Source organism: Polaribacter sp., assembly GCF_049276715.1.
In the GTDB taxonomy this organism is placed as follows: Bacteria; Bacteroidota; Bacteroidia; order Flavobacteriales; family Flavobacteriaceae; genus Polaribacter.
Genome location: NZ_JBASWY010000024.1, coordinates 20852 through 46776 on the forward strand (window position 1 = coordinate 20852; position 25925 = coordinate 46776).

Consider the following 25925-nt stretch of genomic DNA (forward strand, 5'->3'; position numbering starts at 1 on the left):
AATTTACAGTAATGAAAAAAATACTATTCATCTTGCTTTTAGCAACAATTTCTGTTTCTTGTACCTTTAGAAAACCAGATATTGATAAGGTTAAAAAAACAAAAATGGAAATAGAATTTCCTGAAAGGCACTATTACCCTATTTTAAGAGGTTCAGAATTATCTGTGGCCTATAAATTTTATAATAGAGGTAATGAGCCCTTAATTATTTACGATGTGCAGGCATCTTGTGGTTGCATAGATGTTAGTTTTCCAGAAACTTCAATTGGTAAAGACGACTTTGGTTTTATAACACTAGATTACGATAGTGCTAAAAATATAGGCTATGTAGAGTTTTATGTAACCATTCTTGCAAACACAGAAAAAGATTTTTTTAGCACCATAAAATTCGATTTAAACGTAGTAACATCTCCTCATTACACGCAAGATTATGAAGAAATTTATTTAGAAAGAAGAAAAGAAAAACTTGGTGGTGAAGTTGATGGCGATCTTACCCAACAAGGTTTTTATACAGATGATGACAATTTAAGAACAGTAAGATAATAACAGTTAATAATAAAAATTAAAAATAAAGACATGAAAGCAAAATATCAAAGCGTATTAGATTTAGGACAAAAATTAAATATCCAAAATGGCGATGTTAAAGAGCAAGATGGAAAATTAATCATTACAGGAACTGCTAAAACTCAATATGAAAAAAACCTTATTTGGGATGAAATTAAAAAAGTAGCTGGAGATAACCCTACTGATTTAGTTGCAGATATTAAAGTTTCAGATACTTCTGTTTTTGCCCATCATACAGTAGAAAAAGGCGAAACTTTAGGTAAAATTGCAAAACAATATTATGGAAGCGCTTCTAAATACAATGCTATTTTTAAAGCGAATTCAAACATATTAAAAAATCCAGATGTTATACATCCAGGTCAAGAATTAGTGATTCCAAATATGTAATCATACAATTTTAAGTTATTATAGAAACCCAAAACAAAATACTGTTTTGGGTTTTTTATTTGAAAAAAAAATCAAGACATAATTCTTCAATTAAACAAGTTTAAACTAAAATTAGAATATTACTTTAGCAACTTAAAATTTTTAAGGTGATTCTTGACAAAAAAAAATTCTATTTAGAAATCGTGAAAGCAATTATTAAATTGATAATTGCTGGAGTTTTAATTGGCCTTTTAAAAGAATATGATGGCCTTATTGCCACCCTTTTAATCTTAAAAATTGCCTACAATATTTACCAAGAAATTATAAAACAAAAAGAAAACAAGAATTGGTTGCTGTTAACAGGAATGCTGTTAACTGGTTTTATCGGAATTGTTGGCGAAACTTATGGAGTGGCAAATGGTTATTGGGAATACCATCAAGTAACAAGAAACATACCTTTATGGGTGCCTTTTGCTTGGATGTTGGCTTTCCATTATTTATACAAATTAGAGCGAAACTTAATTACGCTTCTAGTCAATAAATCGCAAAAAAACAAAATAATACTAGCTATACTACTTGCGTTTATTTTACCAGCTTTTGGTGAAGTAATTACCATTTATTTAGGAGTTTGGACCTACTTTTGGCCTTATCAAATTTTCGGAGTTCCTATTTTTGCTTTTGTCTGTTTAGTTTTTATACACATGTTAGTATACACAGTTTTACATTTTATATCTAAAAAATATAAAATTGAAGACAAAGTTTTTAATTAAAAGCGCCAACAAACAATTCTGGTTACTTTATTTCCTTGATTTAAAGGAATTGTCTTAAATGTTGTAACACCCAATTTTTTGGCTGATTTTTCTAAGCTTTCTATATTTTCCTTTTTAGAAACCAAGCTTGTAAACCACTTACTTTTATTTTTAAACAAAGAACTTTCATATAAATAATTATGCAAAAATGCTTTTTCACCTCCTAAATACCAAAGTTCATTATTATTTCCAGAAAAATTTCTAACAGCCGTATTTCCCAGATTTCTCGTCTTTCTTCTGTTGGCACCTCTTGCTTCTTCTGCAGATTTGTAAAAAGGCGGATTACACATGGTCGCAGAAAAAGAATCTTCGTCTTCTAAAATTTCTTTTAAAATTTGCTGCTCATTAAATTGTTGACGTAATTCAATCTTAGCATCTAAATTATTATCATCTATAATATCTTGTGCTGTGTCTAAAGAATCTAAATCGATGTCTGTAGCAACAAACTGCCAATTATATTCTGCAACACCTAACAAGGGATAAATGCAAGTTGCACCTGTACCAATATCTAATATGTTTATGTTTTCTTCTGTTGATAACAAATCAGCTAAATGATGAATATAATCTAATCTTCCAGGTATTGGAGGACATAAATTTTCATCAGGAAAATCCCAAACTGAAAGTTCATCATAAGTAAACAACAAAGCCTTATTAAGCTCTTTTACAGCCTTCGGATCTGAAAAATCAATTGTAATTGCATCGTATTTATTTTTGATGACAAACTCTTTTAACAGAGGATTTTTAACAATTAACTCATCAAAATTATAACCTTTACTAAATTTATTTTTTGGATGAAGTCCTTTTTCTTTCATTCTTTTTTGATTTTAAGTTATAAAAAAGTTGATTTTGATTTCTCTGATTTAGGATAATTTGTGAACCTTTTATTTCACATTTTTTATCAGTGGAAATCAGTGAAATCCGTGTATAAATAAAAAATTAAAGTTCTAAAATAGTAAACTCTAACTCTAAAGGTTTTAAATTCGTTTTTAAAGCATCTATAAAATCTGTTCCATATTCCAAATAATATTCAGAAAAATTTCTTTGACGCTCTTCTAAAGATTGGTTAGGCAATAACTTGTTTTGAAGTTCTGTAATTCTATGTACTAAATCTTTTTGTCTAGTTTTTTCGGCCTTTAATAAACGTTTTTCTAAATTTTCTAATCCCTTAATTTGTTTTCTTTCTTGAGCATTTACAGCATTTAAAAAAGAAACATCTGTTTTAATAGCAACTTTTTTTAAATCTTGAAACTGTTTTTCCAAAAATTGAATTTTATTACTAAAATCTGTTTCAATTTCTGCGTTTTCAATCACTTTTTTTGATAATAAATCAAATTGATTTAAGAAAATTTCTTCTTTACTTATATTTAGTTTTTCTAGTTTTTTAGCCTGTTTTTCTGTTATAATTTGCACAGAATTACGTAATAATAAAATAGGAAAAGGAATTTTTACTTTATTAAAATAATCATTTAATTCCAACCAATAAGCCAATTCCCCTCCTCCACCAATATAACAAAGGTTAGGTAAAATAACTTCTTGGTACAAAGGTCTTATAATTACATTTGGTGAAAAAGCTAACGGATTCTTATCAACTTCTTTTAAAATTTCTTCTTTAGAAAAAGTAATATTTGTATTATTTATTTTGTAGAAATCATCATCAAATATGATACGCTCCCTGAAATTTTCACCCAAATAAAACAAATTTATTTCTCTCGGGTTTACTTGTACTTTATACTCCTTTTCTAACTCTGTAATTGTTTTAGATACAACTCTAAATGAAGTTTCATTTTCTAACTCCTCTTTTACAAAAGGATTAAATAATTGTTTAAGTTGCTTATCATCTCCATCAATAATTACCAAACCATCTTTTGCAAACAATTCGTTGGCTATAAAACGAGTAGCATCTGCTAAATTTTTATGCTTTAAATATCCTTCAGAAAAAAGATGCTTTAAATATTGCGCATTTTTAGAATTGCCTAAATGATTAGAAAAAACCTCAAAAACATCATCCAAACCATCTGTAGAAAAACGACCAACTGCACCACCATCATTTCTATTCCAAGTTACTTTTTTACCATCAAAATTAAAATAGTTAATCTCTTCAAAATCGTGGTCTTCTGTTGCCATCCAATAAACAGGAACAAAATTTTGTTTTGAAAATTTTTTCGATAATTCTTCAGCTAAATTAATCGTAGATATAATTTTATATAAAAAATATAAGGGACCAGTAAATAAGTTTAATTGATGACCAGTAGTAATTGTAAAAGTGTTTTCTTGTTTTAGTAACTCTAAATTTTTAGCTGTTTTTTCTGATATTTCAAAATTTTTATATTGATGCTTTAAAGCATCAACTAAAGTGAATCTAGTTTCTAATTTAAAAGATTTTTGCTTTTCTGCTATCTGATTTTTAAATCCACTTATATCAGGAAAATTATTGTAAAAAGGTTTTAATAATTTACTTTTCTCTAAATAATCATGCATAATTTTAGAGAAAAAACCGGTTTTTTGGAAAGGAATTTGTGTTACTTTCATAAATAAAAAACAACTTTTTTACAAGAATTAGAATCTGAAATAGAAATCATAATATTTGATTAAATTTCGATAAAAATACAACTATTTTAGGCGATGCTAAAAAATGTAAATCAATCTAACATATTTTTAACGTCAATCATACACAGGCTTTAAATAATGAGTTTTATTCATTACTTTTGAAAAATTCAAAATTTTGAACATGAAAATTAAGTTTATTTTTATTTTATTTTTAGTATCTACAGGTACTCTTTTTTCTCAAAGTATACAATCTCCTTCAGAATTTTTAGGGTACGAAATTGGTTCTCGTTTTACAAGACATCATAAAGTTATCGATTATTTTATTTATGTAAGCAACACATTATCAAATGTTAAACTAGAAAAATATGGAGAAACTAACGAACACAGACCTTTATATGTTAGTTACATTTCTTCTCAAGAAAATATTAATAATTTAGAGAAAATAAGAAATCAAAATCTGTCTCAAACTGGAGTTATGCCAGAAAATTCTGTTGATAAAAAAGCAATTGTTTGGTTAAGTTACAATGTTCATGGAAATGAAGCTTCCAGCACAGAAGCCTCTATGTTAACTCTTTACGAATTAGTTACTACTAAAAAAGCTTGGTTGGAAAATACAGTGGTTATTATAGATCCATGTATAAATCCAGATGGAAGAGACAGGTATGTAAATTGGTTTAATCAAGTAAAAAGTACGCCTTTTAATGCTGTACAAGATGCAAAAGAACATCATGAGCCTTGGCCTGGAGGAAGACCAAATCATTATTTATTCGACTTAAATAGAGATTGGGCTTGGGCAACACAAATAGAAAGCAAACAAAGAATTGCTATTTACAATAAGTGGATGCCACATATTCATGTAGATTTTCACGAACAATATATTAATAGCCCTTATTATTTTGCACCTGCAGCAGAACCTTTTCATGAAATAATTACAGATTGGCAGCGCAATTTTCAAACGGAAATTGGAAAAAATCATGCAAAATATTTCGACAAAGAAGGCTGGTTATATTTTACAAAAGAAAGCTTCGATTTACTGTACCCAAGTTATGGGGACACCTATCCAACATTTATGGGCGCAATTGGAATGACATATGAACAAGCGGGTCATGGAATGGCTGGATTAGGCATTAATACAGATGAAGGAGAAATATTAACTTTAAAAGACAGAGCAATTCATCATAAAACTACAGGATTATCAACTGTAGAAATTGCATCAAAAAATGTTGAAAAATTAAATATAGAATTTCAAAAATTCTTTAAAAATGATAATTTAGAATATAAAAGTTTTGTTTTAAAGAATGATAATGAAGACAAAATAAATCGATTAAAAAATTTATTAGAGACACATAATATCGAATATGAATTTGCGAATACAGAATCTGTTAAAGGTTACAGTTACAGCAGTCAAAAAGAAGATAAATTCAGCACTACAGATAGTGATTTGGTAATTCATACTAACCAACCAAAAGGAAAAATGGTGCATGTTTTGTTCGAACCAAATGCGAAATTAGCAGATTCTTTAACCTACGATATTACAGCTTGGTCAATTCCTTATGCTCATGGATTTAACGCAATTGCATCTAAAAGTAAAGTGGCAAGTACTAAAAAAACAGGATCAAAAAGTATAAATAATACTATTGATAAAAATGCTTATGCTTATCTTTCTAAATGGAATAGTTTAAATGATGCCACTTTTTTAGCAGATTTATTGCAGAACAACATAGTACCTCGTTTTTCGGAAAAGCCCTTTTCTATGAATGGAAAAACCTATGAAAGAGGTACTTTAATCATTTTAAGAAATGATAATAGAAATGATAATTTTGATTCGGAATTAATTAAAATTGCTGATAAAAATACACGTCAGCTAAACCCAGTTTCAACTGGTTTTTCAGATTCTGGAGTAGATTTTGGTTCTTACTCTGTAAAACCAATTAACAAACAAAAAGTAGCTTTGCTTTCTGGTGAAGGAACTTCTTCTTTAAGTTTTGGAGAAATTTGGCACTTTTTTGAAAAAGAATTAAAATATCCATTAACCATTTTAGATTCAGATTATTTTAGTAGCGTAAATTTCTCGAAATACGATGTAATTATAATACCAGAAGGATATTACAACTCTATATTAAATGAAAAAGTTTTAGAAAAACTAACAACTTTTGTACAATCTGGAGGTACTGTAATTGCAATAGGAAATGCTTTAAATAGTTTTGCTGATAAAAAAGATTTTGCCATAACAAAGAAAAAAACAAGTGATGAAGATACCAAAGAGCCTAATTTAACACCTTATGCAGAACAAGAACGCAAAAGTGTAGAGAATTTTATTACTGGAGCTGTTTTTAAAAGTAATGTAGATGTAACACATCCTTTAGCTTTTGGTTACAAGAATGATTATTTTACTTTAAAATTGGGGAGCAGTTCTTATAATTATTTAAAGGATGGCGTAAACGTTGCTTATTTAACTAGTACCTCCAAAAATGTTTCTGGTTTTGCAGGCAAAAAAGCATTAGAAAATATTGGTGAATCTTTATTATTTGGAGTGGAGCAAAAAGGAAGTGGAAGTATTATTTACATGGTTGACAATCCTTTATTCAGAGATTTCTGGGAAAATGGAAAACTATTTGTAGCAAATGCAGTATTTCTTTTAAATTCTGATAAATTGAAATAAATATTTTTATTTCCTAAAAAAGAATTAGAAATAAATTATTTACCTAATTATTGGAATATATATTTTAAAAATAAAGTAAGAATAAAACAGTTACTTTAAACAATTATAATTTATCAATGCTAAATCTAAAAACAAAAAAACCGCTCTAAGAGCGGTTTTTATATTTTGTTATAGAATTTATGGACTATAAACCGAAGCTTACTCCAACCATTGGTACAACTCCAGAAACAGCAGAATCATAGGCAACAATCGCTAATAAATCTAAATTGTCTGAAATTGAAAATAATGCTCCAGCCCCACCACGTATACCTGTAGCAGTTGAACTACCAACAAGAATCGCTCCAGCAGGAACAGAAATACTATTGAAACCAATACCAGCAGTAGCAAACCAGTTAAAACTGTCATCTCCTAAATAATAACGAGCATCAATGTTCACAGCAGTTTGTGTAGCATCTCCAAAGTAGTAAGTAAAACTTGGTGCTACAGAAAAATTCTCAGCGAATACATATTCGACACCAGCATTAACTCCAAAAAGAGAACCAGTACCTAAAGCTGCAGTACCTCCTGCAAATGCATTAAAATCTCCTTTTTCTTGTGCCAAAGCAACCGTTGAAAACAATAACGTTAACCCTAATAATAAATTTTTAATTTTCATTTTTTTAAGTTTTAGTTTAATTTAATTTAACACAATGTTAAGAATTTTTTTTTAAATAATAAATACCTATTCATAGGTATTTTAACTATTTTTCTGTGATATACATAAAAAGAGCTTTTATTTCTCTTGCATTTTCTATAGTATCACAATAAATAGCCACTTTATTTGTATAGCTTTTTATTTCGCCATCTTGATATGTTTTAATGATTTTTTCTTGATAATTGGTTGTAAATTCTACAATTACCTTTTTACCAGATATTTCTATAGTTACAGATTTAGGATTGATATCTGTTAAATTAAACTCTTGAACATTTTTCTCAGAACTCTTATCAGAAACTTCAACATTTGTGAAACGAATGGCTACATCATCATTTTTATCTATTCTTTCAATTTTTTGCTCGTAAGTAAGCTTCTCTATTTGTACACTTTTTAAGTTTTCTATAAGCGTATTAATTCCTTTAGTTTTAGATGCTATTTGTGGTTTCTTTTTATATTCCTCGTTACAAAGTTCTATAACAGTTTCCATTATATTTTTAGCATACAAGGCATCTTCTATACTATTTAAAGTAAAATTGAAACTATTTGTAAAGTTTTGTAGTTCATCATTTTCAACAAGCTTTATGAATTTATTTTTTGCTATCGTATTTAAAACTAAATAAATTGATGTTCCTTTAATATCTATTTCTACATCTTCTTTATTAAGATCTATTAAATTAAAATCATATAAAAAATCTTCTTTCTTTTTGGTACTTTCTTCTATTTTAGTAAAATTTGTAACACAGTTTGTTGTAAATGCCTGCTGTGTTGTAAGTTCGTCTTCAATAACTGTGTTTATTTTTTTATTGATATATTCTAAACCTTGATTTGTGGAAGTTATTTTTGGAAAACTAGCATTGAACTTTTCTTCTGCTAAAGGGATAATATCTTGTATTACTTTTTGTAAATCTCTTGCATTTTCTACACTGCTGCATTGAATTTCCATTCTATCATCGTAGTTTTTTTGAACTCCATCCTCAAAAACTTTTATAGTATTTAATCTTCTTTTAGTTTCTAACTTTAGTACAAACTCACTTCCATTACTTTCAAAAAATAAAGCATTCGAGTTAATATTTGCCAAATTTAGCTCATATTCAACAGACTTTCCATTGGCAATAGTACTTACAATTTTTACATTACCAATAACTGTTTCATTAATCAGTAGAGATTGTGCATATGTTTTATCGATTAAATTTACGTTTACAACATTATTTGCAAGCCATTTTAATCGATCTTCGTAAGAATTTAAGCTCAACCTATTTTTAGTTATTTCTTCGCAAATTGGCACAGACTCCTTTAAAAGACTTGTTAATTCTCTAGCATTATCAATGTCTTTTGCATAGAGCATTATTTTATTTAAGAAGCTTATTTTTTCGCTATTCACAACTTCTTTAATCATTTTTTGATTTTTATCAACGATAAGCTGCACTTGAATTAAATCTTTTGAAGTAACTGGTTTAATGGTATTTACATCTATATCTGCCACATTAAACTCATATAATATATCTTCAGTTTTTCCTTTAGAATCTGTTTCTGACAAACTATATTTAATTACTCCAGGATATTCTGAACTAAAAGATTGCGTAAAAGTTTTTTTTGAATTCTGAACAGTTTGAATTTTTTCTGATAATTCTTTTAAGTTTTTACTAAAAGCAGACTCTTGAGAATTTAGTATTTGACTCAAAAAAAGAAATATAAATAATGCTTTTACTGAAGTTTTAATCATGATGGTTGTTTTTTTGTAAATTTATTTATTTTTTAATAAATATCAAATACCTAGAAATAGGTACACAAATAAGTAGATTTAATTTTTTATGGGTGTTCCATACAAATCATAATCGCCAGCTTCCTCAATTTTTATATCAATAAATTCGCCAATTTTTATATAGTGTTTTTTTGCATCTACCAAAACATCATTATCTACATCTGGTGAATCAAATTCTGTTCTTCCGTAAAAATATTCGCCATCTTTTCTATCGAACAAACATTTAAAAATTTTCCCTATTTTTTGTTGATTCAATTCCCAAGAAATTTGAGATTGAATTTCCATAATTTCATTTACTCTTTTAAACTTTACTTTTGCAGGCACATCATCTTCTAAAACATAAGCACCTGTATTTTCTTCATGCGAATATTCGAAAGCACCCAACCTTTCAAAACGCATCTCCTCTACCCAATCTTTTAATTCTTGAAACATTTCTTCTGTTTCTCCAGGATAACCAACAATTAAAGTAGTTCTAATAGCCATTTCTGGCACAACTTCTCTAAATTTATGAATTAACGCAGTTGTTTTTTCATGTGTTGTTCCTCTTTTCATCGATTTTAACAACTCAGTATTAATATGCTGTAAAGGAATGTCTAAATAATTACACACTTTTGGTTCACGTTTCATTACCTCTAAAACATCCATAGGAAAACCAGTTGGAAACGCATAATGCATTCGAATCCATTCTATTCCCTCTACTTTTGTTAATGCTTCTAGTAATTCTGCTAACGCTCTTTTTTTATAAATATCTAAACCATAATAAGTTAAGTCTTGCGCAATTAGCATTACTTCTTTAATTCCTTTTTCTGCTAATTTTGTAGCTTCTGTAATAATATCTTCTATGGGTGTTGATCTGTGTTTTCCACGCATTAAAGGTATTGCACAAAAAGAACAAGGTCTATCACAACCTTCTGCAATTTTTAAGTATGCGTAATGTTTTGGAGTGGTTGTTAAACGTTCTCCAATTAATTCGTGTTTATAATCTGCTTCTAAAACCTTTAATAAATTTGGTAAATCGTGCGTACCAAAATACTGGTCTACATTCGGAATTTCTTTTTCTAAATCTGGCTTGTAACGTTCGCTTAAACAACCTGTTACAAAGACTTTATCAATTTCACCAGCTTCTTTTCTTTGTGCGTAATGCAAAATCGTATCAACAGATTCTTCTTTGGCTTTACCAATAAAGCCGCAAGTATTAATTACTACAATATTTCCATCATCTTCTGGATCTTCGTGAACTACATTTTTACCATTTGCTTTTAACTGCCCCATTAAAACTTCACTATCATAAATATTTTTTGAGCACCCTAAAGTAACAACGTTAATCTTATTTTTTTTGATGGTTTTTGTACGCATGTTTTTTTCTATTTAAGCGAGTGCAAAAATAGCTCTTTTTAAATGATTAGGATTTATTCTATTGATAGTTTTTAGGCATTTTTCTAACCTTTGTTAATTGTTCAAAAGCATATCCAATTTCTAATAATTTTCTTTCAGAAAAAGGAACTCCAATAAACGTTAAACTTACAGGTTCACCCGTTTTTTTATAACCCATAGGTACTGTTAATGTTGGGTGAAAAGAAACTGCAGCAATACCTGAATGATAGTTATTAATAGATAAAATAGCATCTAAATTTTCATCCTTTAAAAATTGTAAATAGGTTTCCCCAGCCGTTTTTAAGTTTGCTTTTACAACTTCCAATTCTTCTAACGTTGTTGTATCTTTCACAATTCCTTCAAATAGTTTTTGTCCATAAGGTGCTCTAATTATGGAATCGTTATGATTAAAGTCTACAACATCATTTACATTTTTTACATAGATAGATTTGTCTGCACTTTCCTTTAAATATTTAGGTAAATCATATTTCATGTCTATATTTAAAAGTGTTAGAAAACCATCAAAAGAAATATCTGGTGGTGTAATTTCAAAAATTTCTACACCCGCATTTTTTAGTTTCTCTATAGTTGCTGAATAAATTGAATCTGTAAGCAATGGTTGTAAAACACCTAATTTTATATTTTCGAATTCAGATTTAAATCCTTTTTGATAATAATCTTCTTCTAGTTTTACAGAAGCTTTGTCATTTTTATCATAACCAAACATGGCATTCATAAAAATTGCATTATCTATAACGTTTTTAGTCATTGGTCCTGGTGTGTCTAAAGTACTAGAAATTGGAACAATTCCTGTTCTACTTAAAACACCAATTGTTGGTTTTAAACCTACCACAGAATTCTGACTTGAAGGCGAAGTAATAGAACCTGAAGTTTCTGTACCCACTGCAGCTACTGCAAAATTTGCGGCAACTGTAACTCCACTGCCTGCAGAACTTCCACCAGTTTCAAATTGTGCTCTTCCATAAGGATTTAAGGTTTGACCACCAATTGCAGAATATCCTAAAGGACAACCAGAACAGAAAAAATACGCCCATTCACTAAGGTTTACTTTCCCTAGAATTAACGCCCCATTTTCTTTTAGCTTTTCAACAATAAAAGCATCACTTTTTGTATAATTACGCTCTAAAGCAACAGCTCCAGCAGTAGTTGCCATTTCTTTGGTGTTGATATTATCTTTTAATAAAATTGGCATTCCAAATAAAGAATGTTCAGAAGCATTTTGGCTGTTTTTGTCTTTTTCTCTAGCTTCCTCTAAAATATTCGGATTTAAAGCAATGATACTATTTAAAGATAATGTAGAATCGCTTTCGAATTTTCGAATTCTATATAAATAAAACAACGTTAGTTTCTCATAAGTTAGAGCACCTGCTTTTACACTTTTTTGCAAAGTTGGTATGTCTTGTTCTAAAATTAGCGGCTTTAATTGATTGTAATTTTCTTCAGAAAATTGAGATAAATCTTTTTGAAATGGCTTAAAAACCTCATTCATGTCTAATCTTTTAGACTGAAAAAGTTTAAATTTCATTCTGCCACTTTCATGATTTTGTTGTTTAACCAAATCTGCAGATTCATCATATTTTATAAATATAACTTCTGGTTGACTTTCTTTATTTGTGCAACAAATAATAAAAACTAATACTACTAGAATAATTTTTTTCATTTTTAAAGAATTAATTTAACAATTGAGAAATTAGGGCAACACTAAAAATACTAAGCATAAACCAACCAATAAATCCTTGAATTATACATAAATATCGTGGTATTCCTTTTGTAGGAATTTCACCAAAACCCAATGTTGTAAATGTATTTATTGATAGTGTTAAGGCATTTAAAAACTTGATAAAAAGATCAAAAAATAATAAAATAGTAATCCAAATTCCCAATAGAATACTTGATAGTATCTTTTTATTTCTTGGTAAATCTACCCATTTTCCATTTAAAACTTCGGTCTTATCAAAAAGCTTACTTATTATTTTATAATTGGTGGAAGAAAAATAATATACAGGTTTTGCCAGCCATAAAAAGTAACTAGGTGTTTCTTTTTTACTTTGATTCATGTAGTCTTTAAATTCTTTAAAAGTCATTAAATCGTGCTTATTTTCTTCTGTGTATATATTTTTTAAACTGTCTTCACTTCTAAAATAACGGGTGTAAAAACGCAATCTTTTCATCAATTTATTTTTATTAAGTGAATCCCAAGAATTTGGAAAAAACAAATAAATTAATGCAAAAAACAGAATTACATAAATTGATATAATTATTGATTTTGATGGATCTGTACCATATTCTGAAAAATATTTTAAAAATTGATTTATTTTCCAAGTAAAATACGTTTTAAAAGATGGATTTTCTTCATTCAAAAATTGATATCTTTTTGTTTCTAAATCTTTTAAACTAATGTAGGTTTTATTTGCGAAATCAGTATCATATTGAGATTTATAATAGTCGTAAAAAGAACCAATTAATCTCTTTTCATATTTAAATGCACTTTCTAATTTATACTTATGCGTATTTATATAAGATTTTAGAATTGAATCGTTATTAAATAAACTTACATAAGAATCAGAAATCGAAGTTTTATTTTTTTCTAAGTTTTCTATATAAGAATCAAAACCTTTAAAGGATATGATTTTATTCTCCCATTCTTTCCAATTGTAAATATCAGTTTTATTAAAATTTTCGACTTCTAAAAGCATCGTTTTTCTAAAAATATTATCAGAAATATCATTCACACTTGATGATGATATTCCTGCTTGATAAATTACTGCATGAACATTTCCAAAATCATTAAATTTTATTTGAGTTCGCCAATTTTCGTCATTTGAAATAAAAACAAAACCACTACCTACAATGCTATTATCTAAAAAATCAAAAGAGCGTATATTATTCAAATAGAATGCACTTTCTAAATCTGGATAAATATTAAAAATAGATTTAGAGATAGTAACAAAAATTGGTGAAAAAACTTCTATAGTTCCAATATCGATAATAAATTCATTTTTTAAAACAGATTCATTAATACTAAAATCGTTTCCATAATTTTCGTACTCTTTTTCAAAATAACTTATATATGAATCTAATGGAGTGTTTACATCCATGTAAAATCCTTTTTCAAAAACGCAGTTACTAAAAACTATTGAGGCAGAATTTTCTATAATTACCGGTTTTGTAAATTTTATGTGATGTAAAGCATAACCTTCCTCATCATATATATGCTCAAAATGCACATTTGAGAGTTGAATTTTCTTATTAATAGTAAGTGTATCTTTCTTCGAAAACTCTAAAAATCCATTATTTTTCTGATAATAAAAATCAGTATCTTCATTTTCATCTATATAAATAAATGCATTTTTTAAAATAAAAATAGAATCTTGAGTAGTTGTTAAAAGTTTAAAAAACTCTGTATGCGAGTATTTTTTAAGTTCATTTGCTGATTCTTGCCCAAAACTTTTTTCATTTGAGGAAAATAAGATAAACCCAAAAAGAAAATAAAAAAGTGCAGTACTTGAAAATATTTTGAACATCCTTAAGTTTTGGTATTCAAATATAGTATTTTTAAACCTTTCTGTTAGTAAATGGTCTAATTACAAACGAGTTATTTTATGAACTTTTTTAAATACCCAATTTTAATTATTAGTTTTTCAATGCTTTTTATTGGTTGTTCCAAAGAGAATTCAATTGAAAACAATGGAATTGTTACCAACAATGATAAAATCTATTTCCCAGAAATAAATTCTGATAATTGGGAAACAAAAACAATTACTGAACTGAATTGGAATCAAAGCGAATTGAATCCATTATTAGATTTTCTAGAAAATAAAAATACAAAAAGCTTTGTAATACTCCATAATGGAAAAATTGTGGTAGAAAAATATTTTAACAATCACACTTCTTCATCAGTTTGGTATTGGGCAAGTGCAGGCAAAACATTAACATCAACTTTATCGGGTATTGCACAAGACGAAAACATGATAAATATCAATAATAAAGTTTCTGATTATTTAGGGATTGGTTGGACAAGTTTACCTTTAGAAAAAGAAAACTTAATTACTTGTGAAAATCTCTTGTCCATGAATTCTGGTTTGGATGATAGTTTAGGTGATGCTATTTCTCCATCAAATTTAAAATATATCGCAGATGCTGGAAAAAGATGGGCATATCATAATGTGTATGTAAAAATGCAAGACGTAATTGCAAATGCTACCAATTCGAGTTTTGATTCTTATTTCAACTCGAAATTAAAAGATAAAATTGGGATGACAGGAATTTGGAGAAACGTAGGAGATTTAAATGTTTATTGGAGTAATACAAGAAGTATGGCACGTTTTGGATTGCTAATTTCTGCAAACGGAAAATGGCAAAACACACAAATTATCTCTGAAAATTTTCTTAAACAAGCAACATCAACCTCTCAAAATATTAATAAATCTTATGGTTATTTGTGGTGGCTGAATGGAAAAGAAAGCTATCATTTACCACAATCTCAAATAGAATTTGCTGGTAAGCTAATTCCAAATGCTCCTGATGATATGTTTGCTGCTTTAGGTAAAAATGATCAAAAAATTTATATTGTGCCCAGTAAAAAATTGGTTGTGATTAGAATGGGTGAGGCTGCTGAAGGTTCTAATTTTGCTTTATCTTCTTTTGATAATGATTTGTGGGCAAAAATGAATGCTTTGCTGAATTAATGCTATTTTTCTAAAAGTTAGAATTTTAATTTAGGTTGTTTCTAAACTTAAAAAAATATAACTTCGCTAACTACGAATATAAAACATTAAAACGTTGCATATTAGGGTTAACGTTGTGTGTAATTTAAGAAATGACAAACAGAAAAATAAATATCATAATTCTAACTGTAATAAGTATTACATTTTTTAGCTGTGCTTCTTTTACAAAAAAGAGATTTCGGAAAGAAATTTTAAATCTCAAAAAAGTTGAAATAAATAAACTTACAGGTAAATATTCTTTGAATCCAATTAGAAGATATTACAGTTTGGGAAAAGAAGAACCAAATGACAAAATTCCAGATTCTTTAAAAAGAAATAATGGATATTATTTTCTGACTAATGAAAGCTACGAAAAAAAGATTGAATTTGATTCTTTGAGAAAAAATGAAAATAATTATTTTCTAAGTCTAATTTTGGAAAATACAAACAAGCTAAAAATGGAATTGCTTGAAAACTCAAAAGTTATTAAAGATACAGTATTTGAAGGAAAACACAAAAATGGAATGTTTTATATAGAGAATAAATATCTTGATTGTAATGGTGTTCCTTTTTTATTTGGAGGTTGTAGAAATAATAAAAGAAGAATAGGACTGACTAAAAACGGAAATTTACTTATCAATGAAGCTTTAAGTAATGAAGGAGCTATTTTATTAATAATTGGAGCTGGATATAGTTATAATATAACATATGAATACGAACGAAAACAAAAAACTACACACAACACCGTACAAAATTAATTGCTTGCTTTTTGCTCACTTACGAAAATCCTCGAGGATTTTCTTTGTCAGTAATTATTTATTAACTTTATTGCTTAACCAACGCAACTAATCCTGTACAAACACGTTAGCGAAATATAAAAATAATCCCTTTTTCTACTTAAAAAAAGAATCTACAAACTCATTTTTATTAAACACTTGCAAATCATCAATACCTTCTCCTACTCCAATATATTTTACAGGAATTTGAAACTGATCTGAAATACCAATGACAACTCCTCCTTTGGCTGTTCCATCCAATTTGGTAACTGCTAAACAAGTAACTTCTGTTGCTTTGGTAAATTGTTTGGCTTGCTCAAAAGCATTTTGACCTGTAGAACCATCTAAAACTAGTAAAACATCATGAGGTGCATCTTCTACAACTTTTTGCATTACTCGTTTTATTTTTGTTAGCTCGTTCATTAAATTCACTTTGTTATGCAAACGACCAGCAGTATCAATAATTACAACATCTGCATTTTGGTTCACTGCAGATTTTAAAGTATCGAAAGCTACAGAAGCAGGATCAGAACCCATTTCTTGACGAACAATTGGCACATCTGTTCTGTCTGCCCAAACTTGTAATTGGTCTATTGCTGCTGCTCTAAAAGTATCTGCAGCTCCTAAAACAACTTTTAATCCTCTTTTTTTAAACTGACTTGCTAGTTTGCCTATGGTAGTTGTTTTACCTACTCCATTTACACCAACAACCATTATAACATAAGGTTTCTTATTTGAAGGAATTGTAAAATCGGTTTCGTTACCAACATTGGTTTCAGACAAAAGCCCAGCAATTTCTTCTCTAAGAATAGAATTTAATTCGTCTGTACCAACATATTTATCTTTGGCAACTCTTGCTTCTATTCTATCAATTATTTTTAGAGTGGTGTTTACACCAACATCAGAAGCTACTAAAACTTCTTCCAAATTATCTAAAACATCATCATCTACTTTCGATTTTCCTGCTACTGCTTTCGATAATTTACCAAAGAAACTTTCTTTAGATTTTTCTAAACCTTTGTCTAAGGTTTCCTTTTTTTCTTTTGAAAATATGTTTTTAAAAAAACTCATTTTTCGAGTTGTTAATTATTTATTACTACTATTTAAATGTCTAATACTATGCCATATTAAATAGTAGTCAATTTGTCAGATTCTATTTTTGTTGGCAAACTAGTTGCGTTAAGGATTGGAATGACATCCTTTTTGTTTTTTTTACAAAAAGATAGAATGTAAAGCCTGACCTTTAGGGAACGCCCAACCTTTCGAAAAGCTCAAGATTAGGAAAAGTAAAGATAAAAAAAAACTACTTTCTAAAAATAGAAAGTAGTTTTAATATATTATGATTTGATTGATTATTTTTTTGCTAAAAAATCATCTACTTTTTCAGGATCCATAATTGCTTCAACAAATGTGTAAGCTCCAGTTTTAGGAGATCTTACCATTTTTATAGCTTTACTTAATCTTTTTGATGCTGTTTGTAACGATGCTACTGTTTTTTTTGCCATTGTCTAAATGTTTTAAATCTATGTGCTCTGTTCTGAGTTCTAGAAAGTTGTATTATTTAATTTCTTTGTGAACAGTCATTTTCTTTAAGATAGGATTGAATTTTTTAATTTCCATTCTATCTGGAGTGTTCTTTTTGTTCTTAGTAGTAATATATCTAGAAGTACCTCTTTCGCCAGAAGCTTTATGCTCTGTGCATTCTAAAATTACTTGAACTCTGTTACCTTTTTTTGCCATCTATGTATAATTTTATAAGCTAAAACTTCTTATTTTGTTAAAAAACCGTTAGCTCTTGCCTCTTTTATAACTGCAGAAATTCCTTTTCTGTTAATGTTTTTTAAAGCAGAAGCAGATATTTTTAATTTGATCCATTTATCTTCTTCTGGAATATAAAAACGCTTGGTCATTAAATTAGCGTCAAATGTTCTTTTTGTTCTGTTCATGGCATGAGAAACATTGTTTCCAACCATTGCTTTTTTTCCTGTTAATTCACAAACTCTAGACATCTTTTCGACAGTATTTATAGTGTTATCTCTAAACGAGGTGCAAATCTACAAATAATTCTAATTCTGAACAAAACAAAATCATAAATTTTTATAGAATTTCTCTTTGTAGAATTTCTAAAGATTTACTTACGGTTCTATTAATTACTTTCTCTCTTGGTTGACCGAAACTAAACTCTTCTACAATCTCTTTCGAATCTGAAATAACTGCTATATACACAACACCCAAACTTTTATCTGTTTTGTCTCTTGTTGGCCCAGCATTCCCTGTAACAGCAATTGCATAATTTGTGTTTAATTTAGCCTTAGCTCCTCTTGCCATTTCTAAAGCAACTTCTTTGCTTACAATGGTATATTTATCAATAGTTTCTTTTAAAACGCCTAGTAAATTAATTTTCGATTCTTCACAATAGGTAACAAAACTTCCTTTGTAATAGGCAGATGAGCCTGCTTCTGATACCAAAGTCGAGGCAATTTTACCTCCAGTTAAACTCTCTGCAGTACAAATTGTTTTGTTGTTTTTTATGAGTAATTCTCCTATTCTTTTCTCTAAAGAACCATCATCATCTATGCCTGTAATTATTTCTGGTAGTAGTTTATAAACCTCATCTACTTTATTATTAAGTTCTTTTTCAAGAATTTCTTTAGTATCACCTTTGGCAGATAAACGCAAACGAACTCTGCCAAAAGATGGCAAGTAGGCCAATTTAATGTAAGATGGTAAATTGTTTTCGAAATCCTCTATAGTTTCAGCAATTGTGCTTTCTCCTTGACCATAGGTCATAATTGTTTTATGAATTATAAAAGGTAATTTAAACTTCTTTTGAATTCTGGGTAAAACCTCGTCTGCAATTAGACCTTTCATTTCATAAGGCACTCCTGGAAGTGAAACAAAAACTGTATTATTTTCAAAAAACCACATTCCTGGAGCTGTACCAAATTTATTTTTTAAATAAGTAGCTTTGGATGGCAATTGGGCTTGCATTTTTTGAATTTCCTTAAAAGGATGATTTATCTTTTTAAACAAATCTTTTATATGCTCTATAACTTCTGGATATTCTATAAATGTATCGTTATTAAAAAATTTTGCAATTGTTTTTTTTGTGATGTCATCTTTTGTCGGCCCTAAACCACCAGTTATAATCACAATATCTACTCTACTTTGCGCTTCTTTTAATGCTTTTAAAATATGCTCTTCATCATCTTGAATGGAAGATATTTGATAAACAGAAACGCCAATTTTATTAAGCTCAATTCCAATCCATTGTGAGTTTGTGTCTACAATTTGCCCTATTAAAATCTCATCTCCTATTGTAATTATTTCTGCTTTCATTTATTTTCTATTTAAGTGACAAAGACACAAAGTTTCAACGTATAAGAATGGACTTTGTACCTTTGAAACTTTGCTACTCTAAAACTTACTTAACTTTAATATTAAACGACTCTCTCCCTTCAATTACTCCTTTTAAAGTATCATTTTCTAAAACTTTTCCAACTCCTTCTGGAGTTCCTGTAAAAATGATATCACCTTTTTTTAGAGTGAAATATTGTGATACATAAGCAATTAATTCATCTGTTTTCCACAACATTGCATTTGTATTTCCATTTTGAACGAGTTCATCATTTTTATACAATTGAAATTGTAAATTTTCTAAATCGAAATCTTCTTTTGGATAAAATTCTCCAATAACTGCACTTCCATCAAACGCTTTGGCTTTTTCCCAAGGCAACCCCTTTTCTTTGCAATCTTGTTGAATATCTCTAGCTGTAAAATCGATTCCTAAACCAATTTCATCATAATATTTATGAGCAAATTTGGCATCAATATGCTTACCTACCTTATTTATTTTTATCAAAACTTCCACTTCATAATGAACATCATTAGAAAAAGGTGGTATAAAAAAAGGATTTTTATTTGGTAATATTGCAGAATCTGGTTTTAGAAAAACAACAGGATTATCTGGTTTTTCATTTGCTAATTCTGCTATGTGTTTTGCGTAATTGCGCCCAATACAAATTATTTTCATTCCCATCTTAATCTTCCCAAAGGGAAGAAACTGTTATGTTAGTATTCTTTTTTTTATGAGTATTTTTCCCCTTTGGGGAATTTAAAAGGTTTTTTTATTCTCCTGCTTCTGGAAATACAATTGCTCTGTTTCCTGAAACAATTATTTGATTATTTAAATGACATTTTACGGCTCTTGCCAAAACCAACTTTTCTATGTCTGCACCAATTCTTTTTAAAGTGGTTGGTGTACTTTCGTGGGTCACTGGTTTCACATCTTGCTCAATAATTGGACCTTCGTCTAAATCTTCTGTTGCATAATGTGCTGTAGCCCCTATTAATTTCACTCCTCTTTCGTATGCTTTTTTATAAGGATTTGCTCCTTGGAAGGCTGGTAAAAAAGAATGATGAATATTGATGATTCTCTCTGGATAATGATTGATGAATTCTGATGACAAAATCTGCATATATCTTGCCATAATTACCAAATCAATATTATTGGAATCTAACAATTCCACCACTTGAGATTCTTGGGCCAATTTGGTTTCTTTGGTAACTGGTAAATAATAATAAGGAACCTCGAACATATCTGCAATATGCCTTAATTTGTCATGATTACTAATAATCATTTTCACATTACAGTTTAAACTACCTTCCTTGTAACGCTCTAACAAATCGTATAAATTATGACTTGTGTGCGAAACCATAATAGCTACATTTTGCTTTTTATCGCCATAATTTACAGACCAATCAAAGTCTAAAGGTTCTGCTAAATTAGAGAAACTTTCTTCTAAATCTGATTTAGAAATATTTGTACCTTCTGCATTTAAACGAATACGCATAAAATACATGTCTTCAATAGAATTTACATATTGCTGACAACTTAGAATATTGAATCCTTTTTCATAAAAAAAACTGGTAATTTTTGCAACCAATCCTTTTTGATCTGGACATTTTATTAAGAAAGTTACTATTTGTGATTTCATGTTGTATTTAGTTGTTAGTTAATGGTTAATGGTTGTTGGAATTATAGTAATAACTAAAAACCAACAACTAAAAACTAATAACTATAATTTTATGGTATCCATTTTTTAGGAAAATTTGGTTTTCTTTTTTCTAAAAAAGCATCCCTACCTTCTTTCGCTTCATCTGTCATGTATGCTAATCTTGTAGCTTCACCAGCAAAAACTTGTTGACCAACCATTCCATCATCTGTTAAATTCATGGCAAATTTTAGCATTTTTATGGATGTTGGACTTTTTGCCAAAATTTCTTGTGCCCATTCATAAGCTGTGCTTTCTAATTCGTTATGAGGAATTACAGCATTTACCATTCCCATTTCAAAGGCTTCTTGTGCAGAATAATTTCTTCCTAAAAAGAAAATTTCTCTCGCTCTTTTTTGCCCAACCATTTTTGCCAAATAGGCAGAACCATAACCACCATCAAAAGAAGTTACATCTGCATCTGTTTGTTTAAAAATTGCGTGTTCTTTGCTTGCTAAGGTTAAATCGCAAACAACATGTAAACTATGTCCACCACCAACAGCCCAACCAGGAACTACTGCAATTACTGCTTTTGGCATAAATCTGATTAGTCTTTGAACTTCTAAAATATTTAATCTGTGATACCCATCATCACCCACATAACCTTGATGACCTCTAGCTTTTTGATCTCCTCCAGAGCAAAAAGAATAAATTCCGTCTTTTGTACTTGGTCCTTCAGCAGAAAGTAAAACTACACCAATATTCACATCTTCTCCAGCATCATAAAAAGCATCATACAATTCTTTGGTGGTTTTTGGGCGAAAAGCATTTCTAACATCAGGTCTATTAAATGCTATTCTTGCAACTCCATTACATTTTTTATAAGTAATATCTTCATACTCTTTGGCAGTTTTCCATTCAGGTTGTATCATAATTTTGTATTTTAGACGTTCTTTTACAAGAAATTAAAATCATCAGCAGCAAAAATAAACATTCTAACTTATGATTAAGAAATCACTCACATTAATATTTATTCTTTTTTATTTCTCCGGATTTTCTCAAAAAATCATTCAACAGGCCTTAGAATCTGAAATTTTAGAAACTACCAGAAATATTAAAATTTACATACCAGAAGGATATGAAAAAGATAGTATTAAAAATTACCCTTTGGCCATTGTTTTAGACGAAGATTATTTGTTTGATATTTATGTTGGAAACGCTATACTATTCTCGAAAAAAGACAAAGCTCCAAAGCAAATTGTGGTTGGAATTTCTATGGAAAAAACGAAAGGACAAGATGTTTCTTTTGATATAAACTCTGGTAAACTATCTACAACTGCAGGTTATTTTTATAATTTTATAAGAGATGAAGTTGTGTTTTATATGGAAAGCAATTACAGAACCTCTCCATTTATAACTTTGGTAGGTGATGGTTATTCTGCTAATTTAATCACTCATTTTCTGGGTGAAAATACGGCTTTTATAAACTCTTTTATTTGCATAAATCCTAGTTTTTCAGATTTTATTGGGTCAGAATTAATATCATATAATTTAGAAAAATTCGGTAGAGAAGACAACACCTTTTACTTTTACACCAATAATGTGAGTTCTTTCTCTGCAGAAAAGCAAGTTAAAATAGACCAAATTCAAAAAGGTTTAGCCACATTAGATATGAAAAATTTTAATGTTATTAATGATGTAATTAATACTCCAAGCTCCATTTCTGCCATAGGTGAAGCAATTCCAAGAGCAATGACCAAAATTTTTGAAGTATATTCTGCCATTTCTAAAGAAGAATATGAAGAGAATATAAAAGACTTAGCTCCAAGTGATGCTATTTATTATTTGGAAAATAAGTATTTAGAAATCGAATTTTTATTTGGAAGTAACCTGGGAATTAGAGAGACCGATATTTATGCCATTGAAAGTATTGTTATCGAAAAAGAAAATGGAGACAAATTAAGAGATTTTGGAAAAATGATTTTGAAACTTTTCCCAACTTCTCCTTTAGGCGATTATTATATTGGACGTTATTATGAAACTGGTAAAATGTTTAAAAAAGCATTGAACTACTATAAAATAGGGTATGGAAAAATGGATCCTTCAGACCCAAATGCTGATGCTTTTTATGAAAATATTTTACGTTTAGGAGGGCAGTAATTTAAGTTGTTAGTTGTTAGTGCAAAAATGAAAAATATATTATTTCCAGTCTTTAAACTTCTTACTTTCAATATTTAAACTTTGAAACTTTGAAACTTTGAAACTATTTTAAATCAACTCTATTCTATCTTCTTTGATTATAATTAACTTTTGTTTGTATAAATTACCAACCGCTTTTTTAAATGCTTTTTTACTCATTTTCATATGAAAACGAATGGAATCTGGAGAGCTTTTATCTGTTAACAATAAAAAACCTTCTCTGCTATTTTTTAATTTTGCTAGTACTTTTTCAACATCAGAATCGATCACATTTCTAAAACCTTGAGGTCGCAGAGAAACATCAATTTTACCATCTTCTCTTATGTTTTTTATGTAACCAGTAACTTCCATTCCTTCTTCTAATTCTTGAAAAACTTCACTTCTAAAAAGCAAGCCTTCAAACTCATTATTTATTAAAACTGTGAAGCCTAAACCTGTTTCAGTTTCAATAATTAACTGCACTTTATCTCCTTCTTGGAAATCCATTTCTCTGTCTTCTGATTCCATTATTTTATGTATTTAAAATAGTCTTTTAAAATTACATCATTTTCTGCACTTGGTGTAAAAATTTCCAGAATTTTTGGTTTTTCTGATGAATAATAAAAACTTTCTAATTCGTTTTTTACAGATTCTGTAGAAAATGCTTTTTGATACTCAAATTCAAACATTTTGCAAAGATGTTCAGCTGTTAAACAATGTGGCGTTTCAAAATATTTAGCAGCATTTGTAGTTGCTGGCCCTGGAATGATTTTAAAAATTCCACCTCCAGAATTATTTATAATGATAATTCTAAAATTAGCTGGAATATTTTTGTTCCATAAAGCATTACTGTCGTAAAAAAAACTTAGATCACCTGTAATAAAAACCGTTTGTTTTTTGCTTGCAAAAGCAGCTCCAATTGCTGTTGAAGTACTTCCATCAATTCCACTTGTGCCTCTGTTACAAAACACATCTATGGTAGCTGGAATGCTAAACAATTGCGCATATCTAATAATTGCACTATTGCTAATTTGTAATTGAGAATTATTGGGAATACTCTCTAAAACTTGTTCAAAAGCTTTAAAATCTGAATGTTTTATTTTTGATAAATATTCAGAATGTTTTTCTCGTCTTTTATCTCTTATTGCCAACCATTTTGATTGATAATCACTTTCTTTTTTAGAAATAATTTTATTAAACTTCGAGAAAAAATCTACAGGTTTTGTTTGAATGAATTCTGATAAACAAAAGAACGTATTGATTGCTTTTTTCTCATCAATATTCCAATGATGTTTTGGTTGATAGTTTCTTAAGAATTGTTTAATTCTTTTCGAAACAATCATGCCTCCAAAAGTGATTAAAATATCTGGTTGTAATTCTTTAAAATCTAATTCATCTAAAGAAAAAATTAATTGATCTATAGAATCTATTGCTTTTGAATGGTGTAGGTTCGATGTTGTTTCTGTAAAAATTAAAACAGAATCATCTTCTGCATATAAATCCATTAATTGGTGTAATTCTTTATCTGGATAACTAACACCAACCACAATCATTTTTCTTTCTGCATCATTCCAAATTTTAGATAAATAATCATAATTAATATGAGAATTATCTAGAGAGCTCATAGATATATGAGGAAAATGAAATTGTTTTAAATCCTCTACAGTTTCATAAATTGGCTCATCAAAAGGTACATTTATATGAACGGGTCCATTTTGTGAAGTTGCTAATTGCAAAGCTTCACCAATTAATTGTGCATTTCTTGTTTTAAATTTATCGTTTTCTACCAAATTTGCTGAAAATAAAATATGATTTTCAAACACATTTTCTTGTCTTATGGTTTGTCCATCACCAATATCAATTAAATGTTTTGGTCTATCTGCAGAAATTACCACTAAAGGTATTTTGCTATAAAAAGCTTCTGCAATTGCAGGATAATAGTTTAGCAAAGCAGAACCTGAAGTGCATAAAACTGCCACTGGTTTTTGCTTTTGTTGTGCAATACCCAAAGCAAAAAAAGCAGCGCATCTTTCATCTACAATACTTAATGTTTGTATTTCTGGATGATTAGAAAAGCCGATAGTTAAAGGCGCATTTCTAGAACCTGGAGAAATCACTACTGTATCAACATTAAATTGAAGACAAGCTGAAATTACCTGTTGTGCGAGTTCTTTAGCAGGGAAAAAGGAAGCCCCCTTTAATTTCCCCAAAGGGGAAAATTTCTTTATGTTATCATTTTTACGCAAAAACTTTTCTTTTAGGAAAAAACACTAAAATCAATAAGTTTTTAGTGTTTTTGTTAATTTTAATATTTGCTAACAAACAAGTCTAGCCCTGATTAAGCGATCTGTTTGAGCTCTTTTTTGCTTTTTCAGCAAAAAAAGCGAGTAGCGAAAGCAGGAAATCACTTCAAATAAAAACCCTTTTCAATCGCAATTGTTCCTTCCCTTTGGGAAGGTTAGGATGGGCTTAT

The 25925-nt window shown here is 28.8% G+C and carries 24 protein-coding genes; 7 read left to right on the top strand and 17 right to left on the bottom strand.

Annotated elements, in window-relative coordinates; genetic code table 11:
* The first annotated feature begins 11 nt into the window (after positions 1 to 11).
* From WAO74_RS06540 to WAO74_RS06550, 3 genes are all read left to right on the top strand, one after another.
* On the top strand, positions 12 to 542 hold the full coding sequence (locus WAO74_RS06540; RefSeq protein ID WP_422160567.1) for a DUF1573 domain-containing protein: 531 nt from the start codon (positions 12 to 14) through the stop codon (positions 540 to 542).
* Positions 543 to 575: 33 nt separating this feature from the next.
* Positions 576 to 950, top strand: a complete 375-nt coding sequence (locus WAO74_RS06545; protein ID WP_422160568.1) for a LysM peptidoglycan-binding domain-containing protein — start codon at positions 576 to 578, stop codon at positions 948 to 950.
* 146 nt (positions 951 to 1096) lie between these two features.
* Positions 1097 to 1699, top strand: a complete 603-nt coding sequence (locus tag WAO74_RS06550; RefSeq protein WP_422160570.1) for a hypothetical protein — start codon at positions 1097 to 1099, stop codon at positions 1697 to 1699.
* Here the strand turns inward: WAO74_RS06550 and rlmF are convergent.
* Both rlmF and bshC read right to left on the bottom strand, forming a co-directional pair.
* Positions 1696 to 2550: a 23S rRNA (adenine(1618)-N(6))-methyltransferase RlmF gene (gene rlmF / locus WAO74_RS06555; protein WP_422160571.1), complete on the bottom strand. Its 855-nt coding sequence runs from the start codon at positions 2548 to 2550 to the stop codon at positions 1696 to 1698. The genes WAO74_RS06550 and rlmF overlap by 4 nt on opposite strands.
* A 124-nt stretch (positions 2551 to 2674) precedes the next feature.
* A complete protein-coding gene (gene bshC / locus WAO74_RS06560; RefSeq protein WP_422160573.1) occupies positions 2675 to 4267 on the bottom strand; it encodes a bacillithiol biosynthesis cysteine-adding enzyme BshC in 1593 nt (530 codons plus the stop codon).
* Between the two features lie 199 nt (positions 4268 to 4466).
* On the opposite strand from bshC, the gene WAO74_RS06565 reads away from it, so the two are divergent.
* Entirely contained in the window at positions 4467 to 6947 is a 2481-nt protein-coding gene (locus tag WAO74_RS06565; RefSeq protein WP_422160574.1) for a M14 family zinc carboxypeptidase, read from the top strand.
* Between the two features lie 184 nt (positions 6948 to 7131).
* Here the strand turns inward: WAO74_RS06565 and WAO74_RS06570 are convergent, their stop codons facing one another.
* From WAO74_RS06570 to WAO74_RS06590, 5 genes are all read right to left on the bottom strand, one after another.
* A complete protein-coding gene (locus WAO74_RS06570) occupies positions 7132 to 7602 on the bottom strand; it encodes a hypothetical protein (RefSeq protein ID WP_422160576.1) in 471 nt (156 codons plus the stop codon).
* An 85-nt stretch (positions 7603 to 7687) separates the two neighbouring features.
* Positions 7688 to 9364 (bottom strand): hypothetical protein, encoded by a 1677-nt coding sequence (locus WAO74_RS06575; protein WP_422160578.1) that lies wholly within the window; start codon positions 9362 to 9364, stop codon positions 7688 to 7690.
* Between the two features lie 78 nt (positions 9365 to 9442).
* A complete protein-coding gene (gene rimO / locus WAO74_RS06580; RefSeq protein ID WP_422160580.1) occupies positions 9443 to 10759 on the bottom strand; it encodes a 30S ribosomal protein S12 methylthiotransferase RimO in 1317 nt (438 codons plus the stop codon).
* A gap of 58 nt (positions 10760 to 10817) precedes the next feature.
* Complete coding sequence (locus WAO74_RS06585; RefSeq protein WP_422160582.1) at positions 10818 to 12458, bottom strand: amidase family protein; 1641 nt, start codon at positions 12456 to 12458, stop codon at positions 10818 to 10820.
* Between the two features lie 10 nt (positions 12459 to 12468).
* Positions 12469 to 14322, bottom strand: a complete 1854-nt coding sequence (locus WAO74_RS06590; RefSeq protein ID WP_422160584.1) for an ion channel — start codon at positions 14320 to 14322, stop codon at positions 12469 to 12471.
* Between the two features lie 78 nt (positions 14323 to 14400).
* Between WAO74_RS06590 and WAO74_RS06595 the strand changes: the two genes are divergently transcribed.
* Both WAO74_RS06595 and WAO74_RS06600 read left to right on the top strand, forming a co-directional pair.
* Positions 14401 to 15486, top strand: a complete 1086-nt coding sequence (locus tag WAO74_RS06595; protein WP_422160586.1) for a serine hydrolase domain-containing protein — start codon at positions 14401 to 14403, stop codon at positions 15484 to 15486.
* Between the two features lie 131 nt (positions 15487 to 15617).
* The gene (locus WAO74_RS06600; RefSeq protein ID WP_422160588.1) at positions 15618 to 16262 is read left to right on the top strand and encodes a hypothetical protein; all 645 of its coding nucleotides are present in this window, start codon (positions 15618 to 15620) and stop codon (positions 16260 to 16262) included.
* A 135-nt stretch (positions 16263 to 16397) separates the two neighbouring features.
* Here the strand turns inward: WAO74_RS06600 and ftsY are convergent, their stop codons facing one another.
* The 8 genes from ftsY to WAO74_RS06640 all read right to left on the bottom strand — a co-directional run bounded on the left by ftsY (position 16398) and on the right by WAO74_RS06640 (position 22206).
* Positions 16398 to 17351 carry a signal recognition particle-docking protein FtsY gene (ftsY, locus tag WAO74_RS06605; protein ID WP_422160590.1) on the bottom strand — a complete coding sequence of 318 codons (954 nt, stop codon included), beginning with the start codon at positions 17349 to 17351 and terminating at the stop codon, positions 16398 to 16400.
* 281 nt (positions 17352 to 17632) lie between these two features.
* Positions 17633 to 17785 (bottom strand): DUF4295 domain-containing protein, encoded by a 153-nt coding sequence (locus WAO74_RS06610; RefSeq protein WP_422160592.1) that lies wholly within the window; start codon positions 17783 to 17785, stop codon positions 17633 to 17635.
* 52 nt (positions 17786 to 17837) lie between these two features.
* The gene (rpmG, locus tag WAO74_RS06615) at positions 17838 to 18020 is read right to left on the bottom strand and encodes a 50S ribosomal protein L33 (protein ID WP_026775116.1); all 183 of its coding nucleotides are present in this window, start codon (positions 18018 to 18020) and stop codon (positions 17838 to 17840) included.
* Between the two features lie 29 nt (positions 18021 to 18049).
* Positions 18050 to 18289 carry a 50S ribosomal protein L28 gene (rpmB, locus tag WAO74_RS06620; RefSeq protein ID WP_422160595.1) on the bottom strand — a complete coding sequence of 80 codons (240 nt, stop codon included), beginning with the start codon at positions 18287 to 18289 and terminating at the stop codon, positions 18050 to 18052.
* Between the two features lie 88 nt (positions 18290 to 18377).
* Positions 18378 to 19619 (bottom strand): CinA family nicotinamide mononucleotide deamidase-related protein, encoded by a 1242-nt coding sequence (locus tag WAO74_RS06625; RefSeq protein WP_422160597.1) that lies wholly within the window; start codon positions 19617 to 19619, stop codon positions 18378 to 18380.
* 85 nt (positions 19620 to 19704) lie between these two features.
* Positions 19705 to 20313 carry a fumarylacetoacetate hydrolase family protein gene (locus tag WAO74_RS06630; protein ID WP_422160599.1) on the bottom strand — a complete coding sequence of 203 codons (609 nt, stop codon included), beginning with the start codon at positions 20311 to 20313 and terminating at the stop codon, positions 19705 to 19707.
* A gap of 94 nt (positions 20314 to 20407) precedes the next feature.
* Positions 20408 to 21277: a formyltetrahydrofolate deformylase gene (gene purU / locus WAO74_RS06635; protein WP_422160601.1), complete on the bottom strand. Its 870-nt coding sequence runs from the start codon at positions 21275 to 21277 to the stop codon at positions 20408 to 20410.
* A gap of 89 nt (positions 21278 to 21366) precedes the next feature.
* Positions 21367 to 22206 carry a 1,4-dihydroxy-2-naphthoyl-CoA synthase gene (locus tag WAO74_RS06640; RefSeq protein ID WP_422160602.1) on the bottom strand — a complete coding sequence of 280 codons (840 nt, stop codon included), beginning with the start codon at positions 22204 to 22206 and terminating at the stop codon, positions 21367 to 21369.
* A gap of 70 nt (positions 22207 to 22276) precedes the next feature.
* Here WAO74_RS06640 and WAO74_RS06645 point away from each other — a divergent pair, with 70 nt between their 5' ends.
* Complete coding sequence (locus WAO74_RS06645; RefSeq protein ID WP_422160604.1) at positions 22277 to 23434, top strand: hypothetical protein; 1158 nt, start codon at positions 22277 to 22279, stop codon at positions 23432 to 23434.
* A 108-nt stretch (positions 23435 to 23542) separates the two neighbouring features.
* On the opposite strand, the gene WAO74_RS06650 is transcribed toward WAO74_RS06645, so the two are convergent.
* A complete protein-coding gene (locus tag WAO74_RS06650) occupies positions 23543 to 23980 on the bottom strand; it encodes a DNA-binding protein (RefSeq protein ID WP_422160606.1) in 438 nt (145 codons plus the stop codon).
* On the bottom strand, positions 23980 to 25662 hold the full coding sequence (gene menD, locus WAO74_RS06655) for a 2-succinyl-5-enolpyruvyl-6-hydroxy-3-cyclohexene-1-carboxylic-acid synthase (RefSeq protein ID WP_422160608.1): 1683 nt from the start codon (positions 25660 to 25662) through the stop codon (positions 23980 to 23982). The genes WAO74_RS06650 and menD overlap by 1 nt, the downstream gene beginning before the upstream one ends.
* Between the last annotated feature and the right edge of the window lie 263 nt (positions 25663 to 25925).

What these genes read in the sequence shown, in the direction of transcription:
- WAO74_RS06565 (WP_422160574.1), top strand. Translation starts at nt 4,467, where the DNA reads ATGAAAATTAAGTTTATTTTTATTTTATTTTTAGTATCTACAGGTACT.
- WAO74_RS06590 (WP_422160584.1), bottom strand. Translation starts at nt 14,322, where the DNA reads ATGTTCAAAATATTTTCAAGTACTGCACTTTTTTATTTTCTTTTTGGG.
- WAO74_RS06625 (WP_422160597.1), bottom strand. Translation starts at nt 19,619, where the DNA reads ATGAAAGCAGAAATAATTACAATAGGAGATGAGATTTTAATAGGGCAA.
- bshC (WP_422160573.1), bottom strand. Translation starts at nt 4,267, where the DNA reads ATGAAAGTAACACAAATTCCTTTCCAAAAAACCGGTTTTTTCTCTAAA.
- WAO74_RS06600 (WP_422160588.1), top strand. Translation starts at nt 15,618, where the DNA reads ATGACAAACAGAAAAATAAATATCATAATTCTAACTGTAATAAGTATT.
- WAO74_RS06610 (WP_422160592.1), bottom strand. Translation starts at nt 17,785, where the DNA reads ATGGCAAAAAAAACAGTAGCATCGTTACAAACAGCATCAAAAAGATTA.
- WAO74_RS06640 (WP_422160602.1), bottom strand. Translation starts at nt 22,206, where the DNA reads ATGATACAACCTGAATGGAAAACTGCCAAAGAGTATGAAGATATTACT.
- WAO74_RS06630 (WP_422160599.1), bottom strand. Translation starts at nt 20,313, where the DNA reads ATGAAAATAATTTGTATTGGGCGCAATTACGCAAAACACATAGCAGAA.
- WAO74_RS06645 (WP_422160604.1), top strand. Translation starts at nt 22,277, where the DNA reads ATGATTAAGAAATCACTCACATTAATATTTATTCTTTTTTATTTCTCC.
- rpmG (WP_026775116.1), bottom strand. Translation starts at nt 18,020, where the DNA reads ATGGCAAAAAAAGGTAACAGAGTTCAAGTAATTTTAGAATGCACAGAG.
- WAO74_RS06575 (WP_422160578.1), bottom strand. Translation starts at nt 9,364, where the DNA reads ATGATTAAAACTTCAGTAAAAGCATTATTTATATTTCTTTTTTTGAGT.
- rimO (WP_422160580.1), bottom strand. Translation starts at nt 10,759, where the DNA reads ATGCGTACAAAAACCATCAAAAAAAATAAGATTAACGTTGTTACTTTA.
- WAO74_RS06585 (WP_422160582.1), bottom strand. Translation starts at nt 12,458, where the DNA reads ATGAAAAAAATTATTCTAGTAGTATTAGTTTTTATTATTTGTTGCACA.
- ftsY (WP_422160590.1), bottom strand. Translation starts at nt 17,351, where the DNA reads ATGAGTTTTTTTAAAAACATATTTTCAAAAGAAAAAAAGGAAACCTTA.
- WAO74_RS06595 (WP_422160586.1), top strand. Translation starts at nt 14,401, where the DNA reads ATGAACTTTTTTAAATACCCAATTTTAATTATTAGTTTTTCAATGCTT.
- WAO74_RS06545 (WP_422160568.1), top strand. Translation starts at nt 576, where the DNA reads ATGAAAGCAAAATATCAAAGCGTATTAGATTTAGGACAAAAATTAAAT.
- WAO74_RS06570 (WP_422160576.1), bottom strand. Translation starts at nt 7,602, where the DNA reads ATGAAAATTAAAAATTTATTATTAGGGTTAACGTTATTGTTTTCAACG.
- purU (WP_422160601.1), bottom strand. Translation starts at nt 21,277, where the DNA reads ATGAAATCACAAATAGTAACTTTCTTAATAAAATGTCCAGATCAAAAA.
- rpmB (WP_422160595.1), bottom strand. Translation starts at nt 18,289, where the DNA reads ATGTCTAGAGTTTGTGAATTAACAGGAAAAAAAGCAATGGTTGGAAAC.
- WAO74_RS06540 (WP_422160567.1), top strand. Translation starts at nt 12, where the DNA reads ATGAAAAAAATACTATTCATCTTGCTTTTAGCAACAATTTCTGTTTCT.
- rlmF (WP_422160571.1), bottom strand. Translation starts at nt 2,550, where the DNA reads ATGAAAGAAAAAGGACTTCATCCAAAAAATAAATTTAGTAAAGGTTAT.
- WAO74_RS06650 (WP_422160606.1), bottom strand. Translation starts at nt 23,980, where the DNA reads ATGGAATCAGAAGACAGAGAAATGGATTTCCAAGAAGGAGATAAAGTG.